Annotated in this window: 19 protein-coding genes and 1 pseudogene; 14 read left to right on the top strand and 6 right to left on the bottom strand. The window is 42.2% G+C overall.

The annotated features are described in order from the left end of the window. Positions 1-120 precede the first annotated feature (120 nt). The 5 genes from F8S12_RS16655 (at position 121) to F8S12_RS16635 (ending at position 6,974) form a co-directional block, all read left to right on the top strand. Positions 121-885, top strand: coding sequence for a ferritin-like domain-containing protein (locus F8S12_RS16655; RefSeq protein WP_196517258.1), 765 nt, complete (start codon positions 121-123; stop codon positions 883-885). Between the two features lie 81 nt (positions 886-966). Then, positions 967-1,758 carry an IS4/Tn5 family transposase DNA-binding protein gene (locus F8S12_RS16650; RefSeq protein WP_230968060.1) on the top strand — a complete coding sequence of 264 codons (792 nt, stop codon included), beginning with the start codon at positions 967-969 and terminating at the stop codon, positions 1,756-1,758. Between the two features lie 14 nt (positions 1,759-1,772). Beyond that, a complete protein-coding gene (locus tag F8S12_RS16645) occupies positions 1,773-3,278 on the top strand; it encodes an HlyD family secretion protein (protein ID WP_196517257.1) in 1,506 nt (501 codons plus the stop codon). Positions 3,279-3,658: 380 nt separating this feature from the next. Continuing rightward, on the top strand, positions 3,659-5,605 hold the full coding sequence (locus tag F8S12_RS16640; protein ID WP_196517256.1) for an amino acid transporter: 1,947 nt from the start codon (positions 3,659-3,661) through the stop codon (positions 5,603-5,605). A gap of 58 nt (positions 5,606-5,663) precedes the next feature. Next, positions 5,664-6,974: an aminopeptidase P N-terminal domain-containing protein gene (locus F8S12_RS16635; protein ID WP_196517255.1), complete on the top strand. Its 1,311-nt coding sequence runs from the start codon at positions 5,664-5,666 to the stop codon at positions 6,972-6,974. Positions 6,975-7,042: 68 nt separating this feature from the next. Here F8S12_RS16635 and trmB read toward each other — a convergent pair whose 3' ends face one another. Beyond that, positions 7,043-7,702, bottom strand: coding sequence for a tRNA (guanosine(46)-N7)-methyltransferase TrmB (gene trmB / locus F8S12_RS16630; protein ID WP_230968059.1), 660 nt, complete (start codon positions 7,700-7,702; stop codon positions 7,043-7,045). A gap of 231 nt (positions 7,703-7,933) precedes the next feature. Between trmB and F8S12_RS16625 the strand changes: the two genes are divergently transcribed. Further along, positions 7,934-9,061, top strand: coding sequence for a metallophosphoesterase family protein (locus F8S12_RS16625; RefSeq protein ID WP_196517254.1), 1,128 nt, complete (start codon positions 7,934-7,936; stop codon positions 9,059-9,061). Between the two features lie 216 nt (positions 9,062-9,277). Here F8S12_RS16625 and F8S12_RS16620 read toward each other — a convergent pair whose 3' ends face one another. Continuing rightward, complete coding sequence (locus tag F8S12_RS16620) at positions 9,278-10,558, bottom strand: M16 family metallopeptidase (RefSeq protein ID WP_196517253.1); 1,281 nt, start codon at positions 10,556-10,558, stop codon at positions 9,278-9,280. 671 nt (positions 10,559-11,229) lie between these two features. On the opposite strand from F8S12_RS16620, the gene crtD reads away from it, so the two are divergent. The 3 genes from crtD (at position 11,230) to F8S12_RS16605 (ending at position 14,645) form a co-directional block, all read left to right on the top strand. Continuing rightward, positions 11,230-12,753 (top strand): C-3',4' desaturase CrtD, encoded by a 1,524-nt coding sequence (crtD, locus tag F8S12_RS16615; RefSeq protein WP_196517252.1) that lies wholly within the window; start codon positions 11,230-11,232, stop codon positions 12,751-12,753. Between the two features lie 179 nt (positions 12,754-12,932). Continuing rightward, positions 12,933-14,039: a saccharopine dehydrogenase family protein gene (locus F8S12_RS16610; protein ID WP_196517251.1), complete on the top strand. Its 1,107-nt coding sequence runs from the start codon at positions 12,933-12,935 to the stop codon at positions 14,037-14,039. Positions 14,040-14,255: 216 nt separating this feature from the next. Beyond that, on the top strand, positions 14,256-14,645 hold the full coding sequence (locus tag F8S12_RS16605) for a hypothetical protein (RefSeq protein WP_196517250.1): 390 nt from the start codon (positions 14,256-14,258) through the stop codon (positions 14,643-14,645). Between the two features lie 119 nt (positions 14,646-14,764). Here the strand turns inward: F8S12_RS16605 and F8S12_RS16600 are convergent, their stop codons facing one another. From F8S12_RS16600 to F8S12_RS16585, 4 genes are all read right to left on the bottom strand, one after another. After that, a complete protein-coding gene (locus F8S12_RS16600) occupies positions 14,765-16,063 on the bottom strand; it encodes a cation:proton antiporter (RefSeq protein WP_196517249.1) in 1,299 nt (432 codons plus the stop codon). 255 nt (positions 16,064-16,318) lie between these two features. Beyond that, entirely contained in the window at positions 16,319-16,552 is a 234-nt protein-coding gene (locus tag F8S12_RS16595) for an EF-hand domain-containing protein (protein WP_196517248.1), read from the bottom strand. 247 nt (positions 16,553-16,799) lie between these two features. Beyond that, positions 16,800-18,155, bottom strand: coding sequence for a (Fe-S)-binding protein (locus F8S12_RS16590; protein ID WP_196517247.1), 1,356 nt, complete (start codon positions 18,153-18,155; stop codon positions 16,800-16,802). Between the two features lie 58 nt (positions 18,156-18,213). After that, the gene (locus tag F8S12_RS16585) at positions 18,214-19,563 is read right to left on the bottom strand and encodes an FAD-binding oxidoreductase (RefSeq protein WP_196517246.1); all 1,350 of its coding nucleotides are present in this window, start codon (positions 19,561-19,563) and stop codon (positions 18,214-18,216) included. Positions 19,564-19,713: 150 nt separating this feature from the next. On the opposite strand from F8S12_RS16585, the gene F8S12_RS16580 reads away from it, so the two are divergent. From F8S12_RS16580 to F8S12_RS16560, 5 genes and pseudogenes are all read left to right on the top strand, one after another. Beyond that, on the top strand, positions 19,714-20,040 hold the full coding sequence (locus F8S12_RS16580; protein WP_196517245.1) for a hypothetical protein: 327 nt from the start codon (positions 19,714-19,716) through the stop codon (positions 20,038-20,040). Positions 20,041-20,096: 56 nt separating this feature from the next. Continuing rightward, complete coding sequence (locus F8S12_RS16575; RefSeq protein WP_196517244.1) at positions 20,097-20,267, top strand: hypothetical protein; 171 nt, start codon at positions 20,097-20,099, stop codon at positions 20,265-20,267. Between the two features lie 68 nt (positions 20,268-20,335). Further along, entirely contained in the window at positions 20,336-21,079 is a 744-nt protein-coding gene (locus F8S12_RS16570) for a Uma2 family endonuclease (RefSeq protein ID WP_196517243.1), read from the top strand. 103 nt (positions 21,080-21,182) lie between these two features. Further along, a complete protein-coding gene (locus tag F8S12_RS16565; protein WP_196517242.1) occupies positions 21,183-21,884 on the top strand; it encodes a Uma2 family endonuclease in 702 nt (233 codons plus the stop codon). Positions 21,885-22,090: 206 nt separating this feature from the next. After that, a pseudogene (locus F8S12_RS16560) lies at positions 22,091-22,266 on the top strand (IS701 family transposase); the annotation flags it as partial.

The following is a 22,266-nucleotide window of genomic DNA, read 5'->3' as shown; positions in this document are numbered from 1 at the left end:
GATGAATCGCGTCTTTACCCAAGGATGAGTTACAATCATTAACTCAAATGGTCTAAAAAGTTTGCAGTCAGTTTTGGGAATCATTAAAACAACATAATGCTACACACATTTTGAGTTTTAATGAATCCTCATAAGCTGTTACCTACCTTATCTTCAATCACAACATCTGATCAGTGGTACACCTACTACAAAACCAACGCTGAGTTTCAATTAAAGATTCCTTGGGAAAGTGGTGCAGAAATTACAAAGGATGAGCAAAATGCCATAGCAGATTCTTTAGCAGCTTGGCAATTGGGTGAGACATCGGATGGGTTGCACTTGCTGACTGCTGGTAAAAATTATGCACAGCGCATCAAAGATCCTAAATATGTTGATGCGATTGAACTATTTATTAAAGAAGAACAACGTCATGGAGGCGACTTAGGAAGGTTTCTTGACCTTGCTCAAATCCCTCGGTTGCAGCGTAACTGGGGCGACACGCTGTTTCGTAAAATACGCTATGCAATCCCAACGATGGAGATGTGGACAACTCCGGTCATCATGGTTGAGACTCTAGCACTGGTTTATTATAAAGCAATTAAAAACGCAACAAATTCCCCAGTTCTAAAGCAGTTGTGTCAACAAATATTAAGGGACGAAGTAAAGCATATTCGTTTTCAATACGAGCGTTTAGCAATTCTGCACAGAAATCGCCCTGCATGGTTACGGAAGCTTACTTATTTTATACAGTATATTCTTTACTATGTACCAGTGATTTTAGTCTGGATTGGTCATCATCGTGCACTCAGAGCCGGAGGACATAGTTTCAAAAGTTACTGGCGGGATGCTTGGGTAAAAATGAATTTTGCCTGGGAGCGAATGAAACCAGAAAGATATCAGTGGTAGTATAGTCTATTCGTAACGTAAATTATAGCGGTTCGCATATACGGTACAGTAATTGAAATTCGGTGTTAAAGGTGACAAGCAATGCTGGACTGGTGGGAGAAAAATTTTGCGACCTCTGAGTTAGGAGATCGCCGATTAAATGAGCGCGCAATAATTCGCACGGAATTCTTGTGTAAATCTTTTGGCAAACTCGACGTACTCAAAGATATTTCCACTGAGTTTTACCAGGGGGAAGTAGTTGCCATACTCGGCCCTTCTGGTTCAGGTAAGTCTACCTTTCTGCGATGCATGAACTTGCTAGAACAACCTACTAGAGGCAGAATCTACTTTCACGAGCAAGAAATCACCAAGCCTAAAACTAACATTGCTAAAGTGCGCCAGCATTTGGTAATGGTATTTCAACATTTTAATTTATTCCCCCACATGACAGTGCTAGAAAATGTCACCTATGCACCCATAAAGGTGAAAGGAGTAAACAAGCAAAAAGCCCAAAAGCAGGGCTTAGAATTGCTTACTAAGGTAGGTTTAGAGCCAAAAGCAGATGTCTATCCATCTAAACTATCCGGGGGACAAAAGCAGCGAGTAGCGATCGCTCGGGCATTAGCAATGGAACCAGAAATGATTTTATTTGATGAACCCACATCAGCCCTAGATCCAGAGATGGTTAAAGATGTGCTGGAAGTCATGAAAACTTTAGCACTATCTGGAATGACAATGGCGATCGTCACTCATGAAATGGGCTTTGCAAGAGTTGTTGCCAATCGGATTATGTTCCTTGATGAAGGAAGTTTAGCAGAAGATACTACTCCTAACGAATTTTTCCACAATCCTAAGTGCGATCGCGCCAAGCAGTTCTTGGAAAAAATGCTTTAACATTGAATTCAAAAATGGCTTCTCATCCCAACGCTGAGGGAGTGACTAATCCAGACTTTCTCCACCCCGCCACCCCAAACGAATTTTTGCCCCCGATTAGTCGTTGGACAACAATCGGGGGAATAGTTCTCCTTACCATCTTTGGTGCTACTATTATCCTGGCAGGTATCCTAAAATATAAAATTACCGTCAAAGTCCCAGCAACTATTCGTCCTGCCGGAGAACTGCGCCTAGTACAAGCAGCAACAGAAGGAACGATTAAAAGCATTGCCGTACAGGTAAATCAGCCAGTAAAAAAAGGAGATATGATTGCCCTGATAGACGATAACCGTCTTCAGACTCAAAAGAGCCAACTGCAAACGAATATGAGGCAAGCTGAACTGCAATTGTTTCAACTTGATGCCCAAATTCTGGCTTTAGATGGGCAGATAGTGGCAGAAAGCGATCGCACCAGTCGGATTATTGTCTCAGCTAAAGCTGAACTTAATCGCAGTCAACGCGACATACAAGACAGGCAAAGCACTTCAATTGCCCAAGTCAGGGAAGCTAAAGCAAATGTAAAGCAAGCTCAAAAAGAATTACAAAAAACTCACACACAATTAAAATCAGCAATAGCGAATTTTAAGTCTAGTGGGGCTTCTTTAAAAGCAGCAAAGGCAAAGCGAGACAGATATCAGCCCTTAGTCCAAACCGGATCGATTTCTCAGGATCAATTCCAAGAAGTGCAGCTAGCTGTTGAACAACAAAAACAACTCCTAGAATCACAAAAAGCTAATGTAGAAGAACAACAACAAGCAATTCAACAACAACAACAAGCAGTAGAAGCAGCCACAGCTAGACTACAAGGGGCATTTCCTAGCCTTAATCCTAGTGATGCTAATGTGGCAATTTCTCAGGAAAAAATTGCTGTCGAAAGCGCTACAGGTAAAGTCAACCTGGGAAAATTAAATCAAGAACGAGAGCAATTAGTCCAGCAAAAAGTAGAAATCCAAAAGCAGTTTAGCCGCGATCAAGAAGAACTTAAACAAATTATTCGAGAGATTGCAGACACAGTGATTCGTGCCTCTGCATCTGGTATTATCCAGGAATTAAATCTGCGTAATCCTTCGCAAGTGTTGCGATCGGGTGATATTGTCGCTCAAATTTCTCCTAATGATTCACCTTTAATAATTAAGGCATTGGTGGAATCTCAGGATATCCGTAAGGTAGAAAAGGGCCAAGAAGTGCAACTGCGAGTTTCTGGTTGTTCCTATACTGAATATGGGACTCTCAAAGGTAAAGTGAGTGCCGTTTCTCCAGATACAATAACATCCCCAAGCAAGGATAAAAACGCTATTGCTAATTATGAGGTGACTATCCAGCCAGAAAACCTAGTATTAACTGTTGGTGATCGCTATGGGGGCAAGCTACGCAAGTGTGCAATTCAATCTGGTATGGAAGGTAGAGCAGACATTATTTCTTCTCAAGAAACAGTGCTACAGTTTATCCTAAAAAAGGCAAGAATTTTAACAGATTTGTGATTAGAGTTAGTGCCACCCAAGAAGAGTAAAGGCACTGGATACAAAGCACGTAATGAAATAAAGAAGATCAATGCAAGCGATCGCAACCAGCGCAATTAGTAATCAGCCTGTTGACATACTCCCCCGTTTTCTAAACGGGGGATTCTGAGGTCAAATAGCAATTGCAGGCACTGCCCGACTCAATACAGTTCGGTTAAGGTTTTTTGATGAAAATTCTAGATCGAAAGACGCGATAAATCGCCGTCTCTACAAATGTTTTGGTCTTATCTGAACTGTATTGCAATATAGACCACTTTTTTTTCTTTAGTGCTTTAGTGTCTTTAATAAGGCAAAATTTTTATTAAATCACAAAAGCAATTTTTTCAATCCAACTATATTTGATGGCTAAACCAATTTTTTTAACAAAAGCGTTCAGCAGACAGTTTATCCACTGGTTGCTTGAAGAAGATCGACGAGAGAAGGAAGGGCCCTACCGCAAAGAAGAACCGCACCGCCAACATCCGTGGTGGCAGGTCATGTGCTTGACAGGTGTAGATTATTTCTCGACCCTTGGCTATCAACCTGGTATTGCTGCATTGGCAGCTGGCGCTCTTTCTCCTCTAGCTACCCTTATTCTAGTTTTACTGACACTCTTTGGTGCATTGCCAATCTATGGGCGGATTGCTGCCAAAAGTCCTCATGGCGAAGGTTCCATTGCCATGCTTGAGCATTTGCTTTCTTGGTGGCAAGGCAAATTACTCGTGCTGTGCTTACTCGGCTTTGTAGCAACCGACTTCATCATCACCATTACTTTGTCGGCTGCTGATGCCACGGCTCATATTATCGAAAATCCGCTAACTCCACACATACTTCACGATCAGGCGATCGCGATCACCCTAATCTTAATTACATTACTGAGCGCGGTTTTCCTCAGAGGTTTTAGAGAAGCGATCGGGATTGCAGTATTTTTGGTTGCAGTTTATCTACTATTAAACTTTATTGTGATTGGCGTTGGTTTCTATCAAATCCTAATTCACCCAGAAGCGATCGCTCAATGGCAGACTGCACTTTTTGCTCGTAGTTCTAACCCTTTGACGATACTTGGCATAGCTATTTTGTTATTTCCCAAGCTAGCACTAGGATTATCAGGCTTTGAGACTGGTGTAACCGTTATGCCCCTTGTCCAAGGTAGTAGCAACGACAATCCTCAAATGCCTATGGGACGTATTCGGAATACACGCAAGCTACTGACTGTTGCTGCTGTGATCATGAGCTTCTTCTTGCTCACCAGCAGCTTTATAACCACTTTACTAATTCCTACCGCAGAATTTGCATCTGGGGGCAAAGCCAACGGACGGGCCCTTGCTTATTTGACACATCTATATTTAGGCGATAGCTTCGGCACAATTTACGATTTAAGTACCATTTCCATTCTGTGGTTTGCAGGTGCATCTGCAATGGCAGGGCTACTCAATATTGTGCCTCGCTACCTGCCACGCTATGGCATGGCACCCAATTGGGCACTAGTGGCGCGACCTCTAGTGTTGGTCTATACAGCGATCGCCTTTGTTGTCACAATTATCTTTCGGGCAAATGTGGAAGCTCAAGGTGGGGCTTACGCAACTGGTGTACTTGTATTGATGAGTTCAGGTGCTTTTGCTGTCGCCTTATCAGCCCACCGTCAAAGAGCCGTTCGAGGAAGACTTGCTTTTGGCATCATTACGCTGTTGTTTATATATACTACTGTTGTAAACATCATCGAAAGACCCGAAGGTATTAAAATTGCTGGATTTTTTATCAGTGCAATCATTATTACCTCGCTGATTTCTCGCGTTTGGCGATCGACCGAACTGCGAGTAGACCGAATCGAAATTGACGAAAATGCCCGCCAATTTCTTGCCGAAGAAAGCGAGGGTGCGATCAGACTGATTGCTAATCGGTTTAGTGCTGGCGATGCCCTGGAGTATTTTTTAAAAGAGAAAGAGGTGCGCGAAGACAACCATATTCCGCCCACCGATCCAATTCTGTTTTTAGAAATTATGATATCTGATGCCTCAGAATTTGCAGAAGTTATGACAGTAAGAGGGGTGCAAGTTGGTGAATATCGCATCCTCCGGGCCCAGAGTGCAGCAGTCCCAAATGCGATCGCAGCTTTACTGCTTTATATTCGTGACCAAACTGGTAAAATTCCCCATGCTTACTTTGGCTGGGCTGAGGGAAACCCGATCCAATACCTACTGCGTTTTATCTTGTTTGGTGAAGGTGATATCGCTGTAGTTACCCGTGAAGTACTCCGGCGCGCTGAAAAGAATCCCCAGAGACGACCTGGTATTCATGTTGGAGGTTGAGAAGCAATTCAAAGTCAAAAGTGTAAAATAAAACAATATTTTCATAAATACATCAGCTATGCAAGCAGAATATCGGCAGCGTCGCGAGCAGTTAATGGCAAAAATTGGTGATGGCACAGCCATTTTTCGCAGTGCGCCAATGGCAGTGATGCACAACGATGTCGAGTATGCTTATCGCCAAGACAGTGATTTCTTCTACTTGACTGGTTTTAATGAACCACAGGCAGTAGCAGTGTTAGCGCCGCATCATTCAGAACATCGGTTTGTGCTATTTGTCCAACCGAAGGATCGTGAAAAGGAAGTATGGACTGGTTATCTTTGTGGGGTAGATGCAGCGAAGGAAATTTATGGTGCTGATGAAGCGTACCCGATTAGCGAGTTAAATGAAAAGTTGCCGCAGTATTTAGAAAAAGCCAGCCGCATTTACTATCATTTAGGACGCGATCGCACCTTCAATGACCAAATTTTGGGACATTACCAAAGTTTACTGCGGACTTATCCAAAGCGCGGCACAGGGCCAATCGCCATTGAAGATACTGGCCCTGTCCTCAACAGCATGAGATTGATCAAAAGTGAAGCTGAGTTGGAATTGATGCGTCAAGCAGTAGCGATCGCCACTGAAGCACACAATTACGCCCAAAAAATCGCTGCACCCGGACGTTATGAGTACGAAATCCAGGCGGAGATGGAACGCATCTTTCGAGTGCGGGGTGGGTTAGGGCCGGCTTATCCTTCAATTGTGGCTTCTGGCGTGAATGCTTGCGTACTCCACTACATTGAAAATAATCGTCAAATGCAGGATGGGGAATTACTGCTAATTGATGCCGGTTGTACTTACGGTTATTACAATTCGGATATTACCCGGACATTTCCTGTCGGGGGTAAATTTACGCCAGAACAAAAGACACTGTATGAGCTTGTTTTAGAGGCGCAAAAACAAGCGATCGCTCAAGTGCAACCAGGTAATCCCTTCAAATTAATTCATGATACAGCAGTGCGCGTCCTCACTGAAGGTTTAGTTGAACTTGGCATCCTCAAAGGCGAAATTGACAAGTTAATTGAGGAAGAGAAATACAAGCCATATTATATGCACCGCACCAGTCATTGGTTAGGTTTAGATGTCCATGATGTGGGAGTTTATCAACACGGTGAAGACAAACCGCAGATTTTACAACCAGGTCAAATTCTAACAGTGGAACCGGGACTATATATTGTGCCAAATACTAAACTAGCAGAAGAACAACCAGAAACTGATCCTCGATGGGTTGGCATAGGTATTCGCATCGAGGATGATGTGTTAGTTACACCTGATGGACATGAGGTATTAACTGCGGGAGTTCCCAAGGCAGTAGATGAACTGGAAAGATAAAAAATGGGGATGGTGTGTACCATCCCCAAACTAAAATTATTATGTATGCGCTAGACGAGCGCTCGTCATTACCCCTCATTGCTAACTTCTCGCCTAACAAACAAAGCTCGATAAACAGGCTCACCTTTACTTTGGGTATATATTTCCCGTTCTGTGGGGACTGGTAGCGGGTTTTCAGATAGCCATTCTCCTATACCCATTTTCTCAAAAGCTGGATTTTCAGCAAAGCGATCGCGCATTTCCACGGCGACAAATTCCATATCTGATTGCAGAAATACAATGGAACCAACCGCCAGATAATTAGCTAATTCCGCTACTAATTCGGGTTGCACTACACGACGTTTAGCGTGACGGTTTTTAAACCAAGGATCGGGAAATTGAATTGTAACGCGCTGTAAACTTCCTGGAGGGAGGGAAGATAATAGCGGCAAGGAATTATTCACATTACAAAATAAGTAGTGCAGATTTGTTAAACCTAACTCATAACGTAACTTATTCGCGTCCATAACCAGGGGTTCCCGAATTTCCAAGCCGAGAAAATTCCAGTTGGGTTCTATATTTGCCATATTCAATAAAAACTGTCCCTTCGCGCAGCCAATATCTAGATGTAGTGGTTGATTTGGCTTTGCATAAACTTTTTCCCAGTCAAGGGGACTCGCTGGTGTTTGATATTTGCTACCAAGTGGGTTAACATGCTGGCGGACTCGGACTTTCTTACGTAATATCAATAGTTTTAGCCTTTAATTTTTCTCAAATGCTTATTTTAAACCGAACTAGATTAAGCTTAAAACCTTTTCATGCTTCCTCAATGGTGTAGTCGAGGGGCATTCTCTACAACGATAAAATGAACCGTATACAAATGTTAAGTGGATGCGTTCCTCAGCAGGCAAACAAAGCAAGCGTTATACTTTTGGGAAAAGGCTTGTTTTAACCCCTGATTTTAACATTTTCAGAAATCGATGACTCTCAATTTTCGCTTTGCGGTAGTCAGTGACTTACACCTGGCACTCCCCCACACAATCTGGAATCATCCTAGCCGATTTCATCTGGTGGAAGTCAGTATCTCGGCGTTTGAAAGTGTCCTAGAACATCTAACACAACTCAATTTAGATTTCCTCTTGCTACCAGGAGATTTAACCCAGCATGGCGAACCAGAGAACCACGCCTGGTTGCAACAACGGTTAGCCCAGCTACCTTTTCCTGTCTATGTTGTTCCTGGTAATCATGACGTTCCTGTGCTGTTGGCTGATCAGCAATCAATTGCTTTTGCAGATTTTCCCTACTATTACACTAAGTTTGGCTATGACGATCCACAGCAGATTTACTACATTCGTCAGTTGCTACCTGGAGTTAAGCTGATTGGACTTAATTCTAACTCCTTCAATGACCAAGATGAGCAGGTGGGTTGTTTGGATACCAAACAGCTACGCTGGTTAGAAGAGGTGCTAGCGGCATCTGGTGATGAATTAGTTCTGGTGATGGTGCATCATAATGTCGTCGAGCATTTGCCCAATCAGTCGAACCACCCACTGGCAAATCGCTATATGTTGGCGAATTCAGCAGAATTGTTGCAGTTGCTAAAGCGGTACGGAGTCAAGCTAGTATTTACGGGGCATTTGCACGTTCAGGATGTTGCTTACTCAGACGGAGTATATGATATTACCACTGGTTCTTTAGTTAGCTATCCTCACCCTTATCGGGTGCTAGAGTTTAATCAGGATAACCAAGGTAAACAATGGTTGCAAATTTTATCTCATCGGGTAGAGTCTGTGGCTGAGTTCCCCGACTTGCAACAATCATCGCGGCAGTGGATGGGCGATCGCTCTTTCCCCTTTTTAATCAGGCTACTAACTAACTCTCCATTAAACTTACCATTATCACAGGCAAAAGAATTAGCTCCTAGTTTGCGCGACTTCTGGGCAACTATTGCCGATGGAGATGCGGTGTTAGATTACCCCCATTTTCCCCTAGAGGTGCAGCGCTACATTCAAACTTATGGTGCATCGCAGCCCAACCGAGACATCGCCACTGGCGGAGATATTACTTTGATTGATAATAACAGCACACTTTTACTTAATAAGAGTTAGGAGTTAGGAGTACACGTTATAGCGGTTCCCTGGTAAATGAAGTACATATTAAAACCTCACCCAAGATTACCCAAAGGTAAATCTTTCCCTCTCCTTAGTAAGGAGAGGGACAGGTTTTGCGTAGCAGAACCAGGGTGAGGTTAAGCTGTACCTCGCTAGATTAGGAAACGCCATAACACAGGTACTCCTAATTTTGATAATGTCCCATTTCCTAATTTATGGCTTAACAACAACGACACCATAAGCATCTGGGCAAAGATACTCTTTGGCTGCTTGCATCAAGTCTGTTGCATCTTGGCTCTGAATATTATCTGGGTAGTTAAACGCGGGTTCCAAATTACCTACCAAAGATTGATAATACCCGTACAACCCAGCGCGATCGCTTGGTGTTTCGTTGCCAAAAACAAATCTGTTAGCTACTCGCCGCCGTATACGGGCAATTTCTGCTTCTGTGACTAACTCTGTTTGTAATTTACTAATGTGTAGGGCGATCGCATCCTCAACTTCAGCTAAATTTTCCACTGCACATTTAGCTGAAATATAAAATGTTCCTTGCAGTTGATTGCTCATGTTGCTCACTGAAATTGAGGAAACCAATCCCCGTTCTTCTCGTAAATCTCGTACCAGTCTTGATGTCCGTCCCTGCCCCAAAATTCCTGCTAAGACATCTAATGCATAGGTGCGTTCTAGCTGGGTCATTCCTGGAACCCGCCAAACCATAACGAGCCTAGCTTGTTGCAGCTTTTCATCTATAAATTCTCGACGAACAATTTCTGTAAATGGAGATTCAGGATTCAGTGTTGTATGCTGACTACTGACCACTGAACGCTGACCTTTATTAGCTTTTGTAAATCCTTCAGTAATAATTGCAATTAATTCTTCCACGGGCAAATTACCCACAGCCACAGCAGTAATTGACTGGGGTTGATACCAACTATTGTGAAAATCCCGCATCTGTTGGGGTTTAAGTTCAGCAATTACTGATTCTGGCCCCAACACCGCACGGCGATAAGGTAGCTCATCAAAGGCTGTTTCCATCGCCCGTCTAAATGTCCGCCGTTGAGGATTATCCTCTGAACGCCTAATTTCTTCTAAGACTACCAATCGCTCACGTTCAAAGGCATCATCAGGAATACTCGCATTAGATACTACATCTATTTGTAGTGGCGCAAGCTCGGCAAAATCTTTGGGTGCAGTAGTTATATAGTAATGAGTATAATCTTGGCTAGTAGCGGCATTAGTTACAGCACCCCGCTCTTCAATTCGACGTTCAAACTCGCCACTAGCCAGTCGTTCTGTTCCCTTAAAAATCATATGCTCTAAAAAGTGAGCCATGCCGTTAATGGCATCAGATTCCACAGAGGAGCCAACTTTAATCCACAAATTGAGGTTTACGGCTTCAACTGGCATTTGCTCGGCAATGATTGTCAAACCATTGGGCAACTGATGCAGCGTCGGGGCATTGAGACGAGTAAATTTCCGCAGGGTTGAGGTCATTGCTACTTTTGTGTGAGGAGCTATGTTACTCCTTTATCTTATCCGTGACTTTAAAGATAGCGGTTCTCAATTGCATGGAATATAGACCACTTTTAGGGTAGGGACACAGCAACTATGAGGTAGACCGCTCCCGTTACGAGAAATACCGCTCCCGTTACGAGAAATACCGCTCCCGTTACAAGAAATACCGCTCCCGTTACAAGAAATACCGCTCCCGTTACAAGAAATGCCGCTCCCGTTACAAGAAATGCCGCTCCCGTTACAAGAAATGCCGCTCCCGTTGCAAGAAATACCGCTCCCGTTGCAATATTGATAACTACAGCTTAACTTTTCTCCTAAAACGCTACGGTGTACACACAAGTCATCGAATTACCCGAAATCCTTGGAAAACCTCACCCTGTCCTGACGGACATCCCTCTCCTTACTAAGGAGAGGGACAGGTTTTGCGTAGCAGAACCAGGGTGAGGTTTCTTTGGGCTATCGTAAATTGCCTCAAGAGACACAAAAGGAGAGAGGCTTTGAATCTTACTCTCCTTCCCTTATAGAGAACGGCTTGAGGGTTAGGTTTGTATTAGACTCAACTGAAAAATCGCACCTTTCGCAATCTATTTAACTTTCAGAGAAGGTAAAATTATAAGTAAAAATATTAAGAAATTTAAAGAAACTAATCAATGTCCAGCATTTCTCTTGACAAAAGTAAAACTCGTGTAATCGTCATCGGTGCAGGAATAGGTGGACTGACTGCTGGAGCATTATTAGCCCATAGAGGTTACAGCGTCCTCATCCTAGACCAAGCCCTTGTACCTGGAGGCTGTGCTTCGACCTTTAAACGCCAAGGATTTACCTTTGATGTGGGAGCAACTCAGGTGGCGGGGTTAGAAGCAGGGGGAATTCACCACCGGATTTTCTCAGAATTGTCAATCAATTTACCAGAAGCAACGCCTTGTGATCCTGCTTGTGCAGTATATTTACCTGGGGAAAGTACGCCTATCAACGTTTGGCGCGACCAAAAGAAATGGCAAGAGGAACGGCAAAAACAGTTTCCTGGTAGCGAATTATTTTGGCAATTGATGACAACTTTATTTAATGCTAGTTGGGAATTTCAAGGACGCGATCCGGTGCTACCACCGCGTAATTTATGGGATTTATGGCAGCTAGTGCAAGCGGTACGTCTTAGTACATTAATTACCGTACCATTCACATTGTTTACGGTGGGAGACGCCTTACGGTTATGTGGACTGGGAAATGATCAACGGCTGAGAACCTTTTTGGATTTGCAACTAAAGTTGTATTCCCAGGTGAATGCAGAGGAGACAGCTTTACTTTACGCTGCCACAGCGTTGAGTGTATCGCAACTACCCCAAGGATTATTTCACCTCCAAGGTAGTATGCAAGTATTAAGCGATCGCCTCGTACAAGCTTTAGAAAAAGACGGTGGTAAACTATTGATGCGTCACACTGTAGAAGAAATCAAAGTAGAAAACGGCAAAGCCAATGCTGTAGTGATTAGAAATCAGAAAACTGGCGAAGTGTGGACAGAAGCAGCCGACCATATAGTTAGCAACGTCACCGTACAAAATTTGGTGCAGTTATTGGGAGAACAAGCGCCATCTGGTTATAAAAACCGCGTGGAAAAACTGCCTCAAGCATCAGGTGCGTTTGTGGTTTATTTGGGTGTAGATGCCAGTGCTATTCCGCTAGGATGTCCACCCCACCTACAATTTATGTATGATGCTGATCGTCCCATTGGTGAGAATAATTCCCTGTTTGTTTCCGTCAGTCATCCAGGAGATGGCCGCGCACCGGAGGGGAAAGCGACAATTATCGCTTCTTCATTTGTCGATCCGACACCGTGGTGGCAGACTGATAATTATGAAGAACTCAAACAAAAGTATACCCAAGAAGCGATCGCCCATCTTGCCCAATACTTCTATCTCAAACCAGAAACTATTATTCACGTAGAAGCCGCAACACCCCGCACCTTTGCCCATTTCACAGCTCGCGATCGCGGTATAGTTGGGGGCATTGGTCAAAGAATACCCACCTTTGGCCCCTTCGGATTTGCCAATCGTACACCCATCGATCATTTATGGTTAGTTGGTGACTCCACCCACCCAGGCGAAGGCACTGCTGGGGTAAGTTATTCGGCGCTAACGGTAGTCAGGCAAATTGAAGCACAAAACTACACGCGGTAGGGGCAATTCATGAATTGCCCCTACCTGGAAATCAGGGTTTTAGCTATTGTTTGCGTAACTCCTGCAACTACCAATAATTGAAAAGTCTTCCTTTATTGGCAAGCAAGTCATACTTATAACCGATGGCAAACACAATAGAAAATTGATGAAATAAGGTTAGTATCGCTAATACTGGAGTAATGACAGACAGCGTTTTAATTCTTGGAGGACGGGGGCGGATTGGTAGTAGTGTTGCCCACGATCTAGCTACCCACACCCAGGCAAAAATTACAATTACTGGACGTTCTGCCGAGTTTGGGAGGGCTGTTAGCTTGTCTTCGGGGGGACAAGTGCAGTTTTTGGTATTGGACTTGGCAGAAGTTGACAAACTACGAGATGCGATCGCAAACTCTAATTTAGTCGTCCACTGTGCGGGGCCATTTCACTATCGAGATACTAATGTTCTCGAAACCTGTATTGCTCAAGGCGTTAACTATATAGATGTCAGCGATCACCGTTCTTATACCAGTAAGGCTCTCAAATATCATGAACAAGCTGCTGCTGCTGGCGTAACGGCAATTATTAATACTGGGATTTTTCCTGGTATTTCTAACAGCATGGTACGTCAGGGTGTTGAACAATTTGATAAAGCAGAAAAGATCCATTTAAGTTATTTGGTTTCTGGTTCTGGTGGTGCTGGCATTACAGTGATGCGGACAACATTTCTCGGATTGCAGTATCCTTTTGAGGCTTGGATAGATGGAAAATGGCAGGTAGTTAAGCCTTATAGTGAAAGGGAGATAGTTAAGTTTCCGCCTCCTTATGAACGCAGTGGAGTTTACTGGTTTGATATGCCAGAAACCTTTACATTACCCAACGCCTTCCCATCAGTGAAAACTGTTATTACCAAGTTTGGCTCTATTCCCGATTTTTACAATCACCTAACTTGGATTGCGGCACACATTTTTCCCAAGTGGTTAATGCAGCGTCGTTACATGATTGAATTTCTGTCTCATGTCAGCCATTCGATGACAGATGTTACCAATAACTTTAGTGGAATTGGCGTAGCAGTTCGTTCAGAAATTACCGGACAAAAAAATGGTGAAACAGCCGTTTATTGTTCAACTATAGTGCATGAAAATACAGCGATCGCTTCTGGTTATGGCACGGGTAGTATTGCCCAATTATTGCTGGAAGGTAAACTCAATAAACCAGGTGTTTTTCCTGTGGAAGAAGCATTACCAACAAATCTATTTGAAGATATAATGCAAAGCCGAGGAATTAAAATTAATCACAGTTGGTTATAGCTCAACACGCTTGGGTATAAACCCAAAGACCTCATGTAGAGACGGCGATTTATCGCGTCTCTTGCCTTAACCAAAACGTATTGGATAAAAATTAATATATCCTACGGTAGAAGGAAGAACTGTACCTAAACATCTACGATGCCTGAATGAGCATTTGTTATCGAATCTATTTATACATAACAAAGGCTCATAACAGAAAATTAGGAGGGTTTTTCCATGCAAAAAATTCTATTAACTTTAAAACAGGCGTTACGTTCGAGCATTTTGGTTGTTGGCTTGATGGTTTTCATCAGCTTGTCGAGTTCGTTCATTTTTGTTCAGCAAGCTAGTTATGCAACTACTCTTGAAGAATTAAAGTTAGTACCTCCAGAGTATAAACCAAATTCCGAAGAACAAATTAATCGTGCTAACGAATATGATCCAGGTGTTGGCGTTCAAGAAGAAGAACGCCAAGAAGCTTATGAGCAAGCAATAAAAGATGGAGAAAACCTTAATACTATCCAGAAGACTTACGAAAGGAATTTAAAAGCTGAACAAGAACAAAAGCCGCAAGCAAGTTTCGGCGAAAAAGCGAAAGAAGTTATTGAAAAGGTGACAGGTAAATAGGAAATCTCAACCAATACGCTTGGGTTAGTCATATAAAGCTTGCTCATATCTCTTTTACCCCTTTTTTAAGGGAGTCGCCGCAGGCGGGGGGATCTTAACCCAAGCGTATTAAACACACCCTATTTAAATTCATTAATTGTGGCGCGAGGAGTAGCGTTTCTCTGATTAGCAATATTGCGCTCATACCACTTCATTAAAGGAGTTGCACTAATTCCATGCACAATCACAGAAACCACAATAGTAGTGTAAGTTATCCAGGCAATTTCTTCGGCAGCTTCACCTTTTAAACCATTACCAAACGCATAGCCTAGATAATATAAAGAGCCAACACCGCGAATCCCAAACCATCCAAATAACCAACGAGTTCCTGGATGCAAAGTTCGACGGTGTGAGTCTAGAGAACGTTTACCTATGGTGCTAATCCAAACTCCTACGGGTCGAATGATGAAGAATAATAAAATTATTACTAACAAAGATTGACCAGCATAATTGACCATCGGCTGAAATAACAATATTGAACCCAATAACAAAATTGTCCCAACTTCTAGTAGCTTTTCAATTCGCTCAATAAATTCCAATTGTGCCAGTGGTTTTTCAGGATTTCTATAACTGCGTTGAACAACTAACCCAGCCACAAATACTGCCAGAAATCCATAACCATTAACAATTTCTGTTAAGGAATAACTTAGTAAAATCGTGCTGATAGCCACAAAGTCTTCCATTAACTCATCAGCAGGACGGCCTTTTGCAAGTCTTTGTTCAATCCAAACTATTGCTTTAGCTACAACAATTCCCATTACTATACCAGCAGCGATCGCCCAAATCAAATCAACCAAAACCCACTGCTGAAACCAGTTGCCCCAGTTGTCATCTTTTAGCGCATGAATGCCAAAATAAACAAAGGGAAAAGCTAAAGCATCATTTAACCCCCCTTCAGAAGTTAAACCAAAGCGCAACTCATCTTGGTCGTTAGTATCGGTCAGTTGTACTTCTGATGCTAATACTGGATCTGTAGGTGCGAGAATTGCTCCCAACAAAATCGCCTCGCCCCAATTCATACCTAAAAACAATTTACCCACAGCAGCCAGGGCAAAAATTGAAATTGGCATTAGAAATCCAATCAATCGCACCGTAATATCCCAATGCCTTAACTTGAGAGGGCGAACGATTTTTAAGCCGCAGCCAAACACAGAGATAATTACTACAAGTTCTGTTAATCTCTTCAGCAATTCGGCGTTGAAAACTTCATCTCGACGTAATTGAATCAATCCTAAGCCATAAGGGCCTAGCAAAATACCAACCACTAAATAAATAATGGCAAAAGAAAGAGGTAAGCGAGAAATCCAACCTGACCCTAATGTGACCATCAGCAAAAGTAGACCAATCACAAATAGGTTAATGATATAGATATCTACCATATAGAAAAGTATATAAAAATTAGGTATTTCTCTGTCAGCTTAGTTGCAATAGCTTATTGTGAGAAATCACCTATAGGTAGATTTTATGAAAATTATCCGGCTTTATTGATGAATCCACTGCGATCGCCTTTATCAACAACTTGATCAATTAGTTCAATTCTCTTTTGGGCTAGCGAGTCACCAATGACCATGAAAATTGCAAATCCCTCAAAGCGTGGGCTGGAGAGGGATTTTGGGTATTGGTTTTTTTGACCGCTAGGTTAAATTACTAGCTTTCTCAACTGCTTCCTTTAACTCTTCAAAGGTAATACTACCGTCTTCGTCCGCATCATACCGTACTAGTAATTCCTGGGGGCTACTGGTATTTGTTTCTGATGAGATGATTGCACTTAAGCCAGGACTTAAAAAAAGCTCATGAATGGAGACTTTGCCGTCTTGATCGCGATCTAAACTATTAAAAAGAGATTGAAGCTCTTGCTCAGTTGTCATAAGTTTCTATCTGAATTCATTTTCAATTTAATATCTCATTAAATATCTCAAAATTAAACAAACTTATATCCTTAGACGTAGAAACGGGTATCGCTGGGGCTTAGATTAGGTGTAGGCTGTGATACAGGGTCGTAGCGCCGCGATCGCATTGTCTCGCCTACGCCAAACAGATTTTTCCAGCTAGAGGTCTACCAACTTTTACGTTAAGTTGACATTAATAACAAAATGTCCAACCCACAAGAAATATCTATAATTCCAGCTTCACACCCCGAATCGAATAATCCAACAACTCCATCGGGTGAATAACTGAAATCTTCTTACCTTGCAACTGCAAATGCTTCGTAATTTGCAAAGTACACCCCGGATTAGCAGAAGCAATTAATTCAGCACCAGTATTTAGTAAATTCTGCACTTTTTGCTGACCCAATTCATCGGCCACTTCCGGTTGCAGCATATTGTAAACCCCAGCGCTGCCACAACACAAAGCCGCATCTATTGGTTCTGTCAACTTCACGCCGGGAATTTGTCGCAATACCTGACGCGGTTGCACGCTAATCTTTTGGCCATGCAATAAATGACAAGCATCTTGATAAACTAAATTCAAGGGTTTATCAGCCAATGGTGAAAGTTTCGCTGTTAAGCCAACAGTTGCCAAAAACTCTTGAGCATCTTTAACTTTAGCTGCAAAATCCTTCGCCTTTTCCCGATATTCTGGGTCATTTTCTAAAATGTGGCCGTATTCCTTCAAAGTATGACCGCAACCAGCAGCGTTGATAATTACAAAATCTACATCAGTATCAGCAAAACTATCAATCATCTGCCTTGCTAAAGCTTTTGCCTGTTCTGTTTGTCCTTGGTGTTCGGGAAGCGCAGCACAACAACCTTGAGATTTCGGAATGACAACTTCACAACCATTCGCCGTTAAAACTCGCACCGTCGCTTCATTCACTGAAGAGAAAAACAACCGTTGCACGCAACCCAAAATCATCCCAACTCGGTAACGCTTTTCACCTTGAGCGTGGATGATAGTAGGCAAATTATCTTGAAAAGATTTGAGAGTAATTTCTGGCAGAATTGATTCCATTGCTGCCAAACGGGGCGATATTTTGTTGAGTAAACCTGTAACGCGAAAGAATTTAGCAAACCCCAACTTTTGATAAACTAACAACGGAACTAATAAAAATCGTAAAAGATTGGGATAGGGAAACAAAGAAAATATTAGTTGACGAAAGAATTTGTCTGGCAAACTGCGGGGATAATTCCGTTCAACTTGGTGACGAGTTGCAGAAATCAACTTGTCATACTGCACACCAGAAGGACAAGTACTTACACAAGCAAGACATCCCAAACAAGAATCAAAATGTTCTACTGTTGCTGTATTCAGGGCAATTTCACCCTCATTAATTGCATCCATTAAATAGATGCGTCCTCTAGGAGAATCCATCTCCTTGCCAAGCACCCGATAGCTCGGACAAGTTGCGAGACAAAACCCACAATGTACACAACTATCAATCAACTTCGGGTCAGGCGGATGATTCTCATCAAACCCCTTTAAATTCTTTAAACTAGCCGTATTATTAACAGAATTTTCTGAAACTTGCATAATTATTTATTCTCTCTCTTCCTTAATATCCTTATCGGTAGCCTGCGGCAAGTTAATACTAAATCCCACCCACAAACCGACCAGGACTTAAAATATTTTTACTATCAAACTGTTCTTTAATACGGCGCATCAACGGCAAAGCATTCCCCATATAACCCCAAACATCTATTTGTTCTTTAACTGCTACTGGTGCTTCCAGAATTGTTAAAAACCCATTGTAACCTTGAGTGCGTAGGCGCAGCCCGCCGTAGGCATCGCTTCCGGCGGAGTGTAGCTCATCGCGCACTTTCAAAACTTGATTTTTATCCTCTAATTGTAACAAACCTAAACCACTACTTATATGAATCAAACCTAACTCCACTTGAGTCAAAATCTCTACAGCAGCAGTAGGTAACACTCCTATTTTGCAGGTAATTACAGATTCTGTAGCAGCAGTATGTATTCGTTCTTGCAATCTCTGCCATAGATTAGCTTCATCACCATCGGCAAAAATTGCCCCATCTAAGCCCAATTTTTGCCCTACTTCCAAAACTCGGTTTGACTGTTCTTTAACACTCTCACTAATACTTTGGAAGCGGGCAATTAATCCCAGCCCTTGACCCAACCCTAAACTAGACACCAATTTAGTTGATAACAAATCAGCTTGGACTGGTGTTAACGCCGAACCTCGGAGGATATCAGCCGCTTGAGATACAGCCTCCGCCGTGCCAGTCAGTACCACTGTCCCCGATGCCTCTGGTAGCGGATACACCCGAAAAGTTAGTTGACTAATGAAGCCTAATGTGCCGTAAGACCCAGTAAACAACTTCATCAAATCATATCCGGCAACATTTTTAACTACTCTTCCCCCAGCTTTGGCGACTTGTCCATCAGCACGCACAAAGGTAATACCTAGTAACTGGTCACGCACACTACCATAACGTTGCCGCAAAGAACCTGTATCACCTGTGGCAACAATACCGCCAATGGTTGCCGACTCTGGTGCTGTGGGGTCAAGGGCAAGAAATTGCCGCGAGTTTGCCAAAAGTGCTTGGAGATGAGAAAACTTCATCCCAGCTTCTACCGTGATTGTCAAATCGCCAACAGCGTGTTCAATCAGTTGGTTAATACGTTCTGTACTAACTACGACATCAATGCCCTTAGCTAAACCGCCCCAGCTAAGTTTACTGCCACTACCGCAGGGGAGTACGCGCCAGTTGTGACTGTGAGCTGTTGCAATGACTGCGGCTAGCTGTTGTTGGGTACGCGGATAAACGATACAACTGGGATAATTTCCAGAAGCTACAGCCCGTTGGATACGTTCTTGCTGACCTACTTCGATATTTTCCCACAGGCAAACAGCATTTTCTTCACCGATGATAGATGCAAGATGAGACGCGCAGACGGCTTGCGGCTTGTCGTTAGACATTACTTTGATTTAGTTTATTTTTTACACCCTACCTCTAATTTACTGGTTAACCTGACCAAAAAGCGCATTTCTATTCATACGCTTAGGTAAGTTTGCTCCGAATTCATCGGTAAAACTCGCAACTTCCATTGGCGTTACACCCAAAAGGGCATGAGGTACTTCTATGAGTTCCAGACAACCAAAGGTTCCTTGACGTTCTGCAATACTGAGTTAAACATCTCGGAAAATTCGCCCCTGCTTCACTCTAGCAGCAGTCTTTACCTGGGTTTTCTACCTGGGACTTTGAATCGAGGCTATTTAACGATGCACCACAGACAACCCCAAAACCACTCTAAGTATAAGCGATCGCATCTCTTCAACTTCAGAAAGTTGCATTGTAGTGTGGGGTTAGATAAATATAGTTTCATTACAGTTATTGGAGCTATTAATATGAAAAAAGTTGTCGAACTCCACCTACAAGTACACTTGATCCAGTAATTCTGTGTTGGTGTGAGAAGAATAGTTTTGTACTTGTGACAAACAACCGAACTTCTATGCCGGGATATTTAGCTGATCATATCGCTGTTAAGCGTTATATACCAGGAATTTGTATCCTCAATCCCAATTTGAGTATTGGTGAAAATATAGAAGAATTAATAATAGCTGCTTTGGCTTCAGAAGAAGATGAATATCAAGACCGAATAGTTTATTTACCATTGCCCTAAAAATAAGCGATCGCCTACTACAAAACTGATAAAATAAATCCATAACCACTTGATGCAGTATCGATTCTATGACCATTGCTCAAGAATTAGATTCTCAAAAAGGCATCTGTCAAGATGTTATTTTTCCCCCTGGTGATTTATATAGTGATGAGCCTCCCTTGGAAAGCGAACTACATCTAGAGCAAATTATGCTCTTACTCAAATGCCTAAAATGGCTATGGCGAGATAGAAACGATTTCTATGCAGCTGGAAACCTGACTATTTACTATAGTCCGCGCCAACTTAAATCAGAACACTTCCGGGGGCCAGACTTTTTTGTAGTACTGGGAACTGAACGCAAAACTCGTAAAAGTTGGGTAGTCTGGGAAGAAGATGGCAAATATCCAAATGTAATTCTAGAAATTTTGTCTGACTCAACAGCGAAGACTGACAAAGATTTAAAGAAAACAATTTATCAAGATACTTTCCGCACCCCTGATTATTTTTGGTTTGACCCTTACACACAAGAATTTGCGGGATTTCATTTAGTAGATGGAGAATATCAACCTCTACAAGCAAATGAACAAGGACATTTGTGGAGTCATCAACTAGGGTTATATCTGGGAGTTTATCAGGGACTATTGCGGTTTTTTACACCTGTTGGGCAACTAGTACCAACACTTGAAGAAACGGCAGAACAAGCAGAACAAAAGGCAGAACAATCAGAACAAAAGGCAGAACAAGCAGAACAAAAGGCAGAACAAGCAGAACAAAAGGCAGAACGTTTAGCAGTAAAACTGCGAGAGTTAAATATTGATCCAGATACAATTTAGACTGCTGCGTTCGCGTAGCGTACCGTAGGTAATCGCCTACGGAATGCTATGCGATCGCTAGTGATAAAATAAATCCATAACTACTTGATGCAGTATCGATTCTATGACCATTGCTCAAGAATTAGATTCTCAAGAAGACATCTCGAAAGATGTGATATTTCCACCAGGTGATTTATATAGTGACGAACCTCCCTGGGAAACAGAACTGCATATGCAACAACTAATCTTACTTTTAGAATGCCTGAAATTGTTGTGGCGAGACAGAAATGATTTTTATGCGACGGGAAATCTGACTATTTATTACAATACGCAACAACTAAAATCAAGACACCTTAGTAGCCCAGACTTTTTTGTAGTATTAAAAACAGAACGTAAAATCCGAAAAAGTTGGGTAGTCTGGGAAGAGTATGGCAAATATCCCCATGTCATTGTAGAAATGATGTCAGAATCAACAGCGAAAACAGATAAAGGTTTAAAGAAAGAAATTTATCAAGATATTTTCCGCACCCCTGATTATTTTTGGTTTGACCCTTATACACAAGAATTTGCCGGATTTCATTTAGTAGATGGAAAATATCAACCTTTACTAGCAAATGAACAAGGACATTTGTGGAGTCATCAGCTAGGTTTATATTTGGGAATTTATCAGGGACTATTGCGGTTTTTTACACCTGTTGGGCAACTAGTGCCAACACCTGAAGAAACGGCAGAACAGGCAGAACAAAGAATGGAACAGGCAGAACAAAAAGTAGAACGTTTGGCAGTAAAACTGCGAGAATTAAACATCGATCCAGATATAATTTAGATTACTGCGATCGCATCTAATACCGTAAGCGATCGCCTGTTTTTATAAAGCGTTGACCAATATAGTATCCCTCTTCTGTCACTTTCCGGGTATTCTGAATAAAAGAATAAAAAAATAAAACCCTGAAAGGTAAATAGGGCAATGGATGTAGAATTACAAATCTTGAAACATTTGGCAAGAGATGCTCACCCAACAGTTGCTACCATAGTTTAAATTCTCCAGCCTTGTTAGGCTTAAATAAATCTCGTCAAATTGAAACTGAGGTACAAGAAAATAGTGATGTTGATTTTTCTAATCATCAACAATGGAACCATGAATGCGGATGGAAGAATACTTTAAATAATCTGCGTCTCATTGCCCAACCACTCTTACTATTTTGGTT

The sequence above is a fragment of the Nostoc sp. WHI genome, from assembly GCF_015714725.1.
Lineage (GTDB): Bacteria > Cyanobacteriota > Cyanobacteriia > Cyanobacteriales > Nostocaceae > Nostoc.
Note: the sequence above shows the minus strand (reverse complement) of the source record. Positions and strands in the feature narration are given on the sequence as shown.

What these genes read in the sequence shown, in the direction of transcription:
- F8S12_RS16645 (WP_196517257.1), top strand. Translation starts at nt 1,773, where the DNA reads ATGGCTTCTCATCCCAACGCTGAGGGAGTGACTAATCCAGACTTTCTC.
- F8S12_RS16605 (WP_196517250.1), top strand. Translation starts at nt 14,256, where the DNA reads ATGCAAAAAATTCTATTAACTTTAAAACAGGCGTTACGTTCGAGCATT.
- F8S12_RS16595 (WP_196517248.1), bottom strand. Translation starts at nt 16,552, where the DNA reads ATGACAACTGAGCAAGAGCTTCAATCTCTTTTTAATAGTTTAGATCGC.
- F8S12_RS16640 (WP_196517256.1), top strand. Translation starts at nt 3,659, where the DNA reads ATGGCTAAACCAATTTTTTTAACAAAAGCGTTCAGCAGACAGTTTATC.
- F8S12_RS16590 (WP_196517247.1), bottom strand. Translation starts at nt 18,155, where the DNA reads ATGCAAGTTTCAGAAAATTCTGTTAATAATACGGCTAGTTTAAAGAAT.
- F8S12_RS16625 (WP_196517254.1), top strand. Translation starts at nt 7,934, where the DNA reads ATGACTCTCAATTTTCGCTTTGCGGTAGTCAGTGACTTACACCTGGCA.
- F8S12_RS16585 (WP_196517246.1), bottom strand. Translation starts at nt 19,563, where the DNA reads ATGTCTAACGACAAGCCGCAAGCCGTCTGCGCGTCTCATCTTGCATCT.
- F8S12_RS16580 (WP_196517245.1), top strand. Translation starts at nt 19,714, where the DNA reads ATGAGGTACTTCTATGAGTTCCAGACAACCAAAGGTTCCTTGACGTTC.
- F8S12_RS16620 (WP_196517253.1), bottom strand. Translation starts at nt 10,558, where the DNA reads ATGACCTCAACCCTGCGGAAATTTACTCGTCTCAATGCCCCGACGCTG.
- F8S12_RS16575 (WP_196517244.1), top strand. Translation starts at nt 20,097, where the DNA reads ATGCCGGGATATTTAGCTGATCATATCGCTGTTAAGCGTTATATACCA.
- F8S12_RS16650 (WP_230968060.1), top strand. Translation starts at nt 967, where the DNA reads ATGCTGGACTGGTGGGAGAAAAATTTTGCGACCTCTGAGTTAGGAGAT.
- F8S12_RS16655 (WP_196517258.1), top strand. Translation starts at nt 121, where the DNA reads ATGAATCCTCATAAGCTGTTACCTACCTTATCTTCAATCACAACATCT.
- F8S12_RS16610 (WP_196517251.1), top strand. Translation starts at nt 12,933, where the DNA reads ATGACAGACAGCGTTTTAATTCTTGGAGGACGGGGGCGGATTGGTAGT.
- F8S12_RS16565 (WP_196517242.1), top strand. Translation starts at nt 21,183, where the DNA reads ATGACCATTGCTCAAGAATTAGATTCTCAAGAAGACATCTCGAAAGAT.
- F8S12_RS16570 (WP_196517243.1), top strand. Translation starts at nt 20,336, where the DNA reads ATGACCATTGCTCAAGAATTAGATTCTCAAAAAGGCATCTGTCAAGAT.
- crtD (WP_196517252.1), top strand. Translation starts at nt 11,230, where the DNA reads ATGTCCAGCATTTCTCTTGACAAAAGTAAAACTCGTGTAATCGTCATC.
- F8S12_RS16635 (WP_196517255.1), top strand. Translation starts at nt 5,664, where the DNA reads ATGCAAGCAGAATATCGGCAGCGTCGCGAGCAGTTAATGGCAAAAATT.
- F8S12_RS16600 (WP_196517249.1), bottom strand. Translation starts at nt 16,063, where the DNA reads ATGGTAGATATCTATATCATTAACCTATTTGTGATTGGTCTACTTTTG.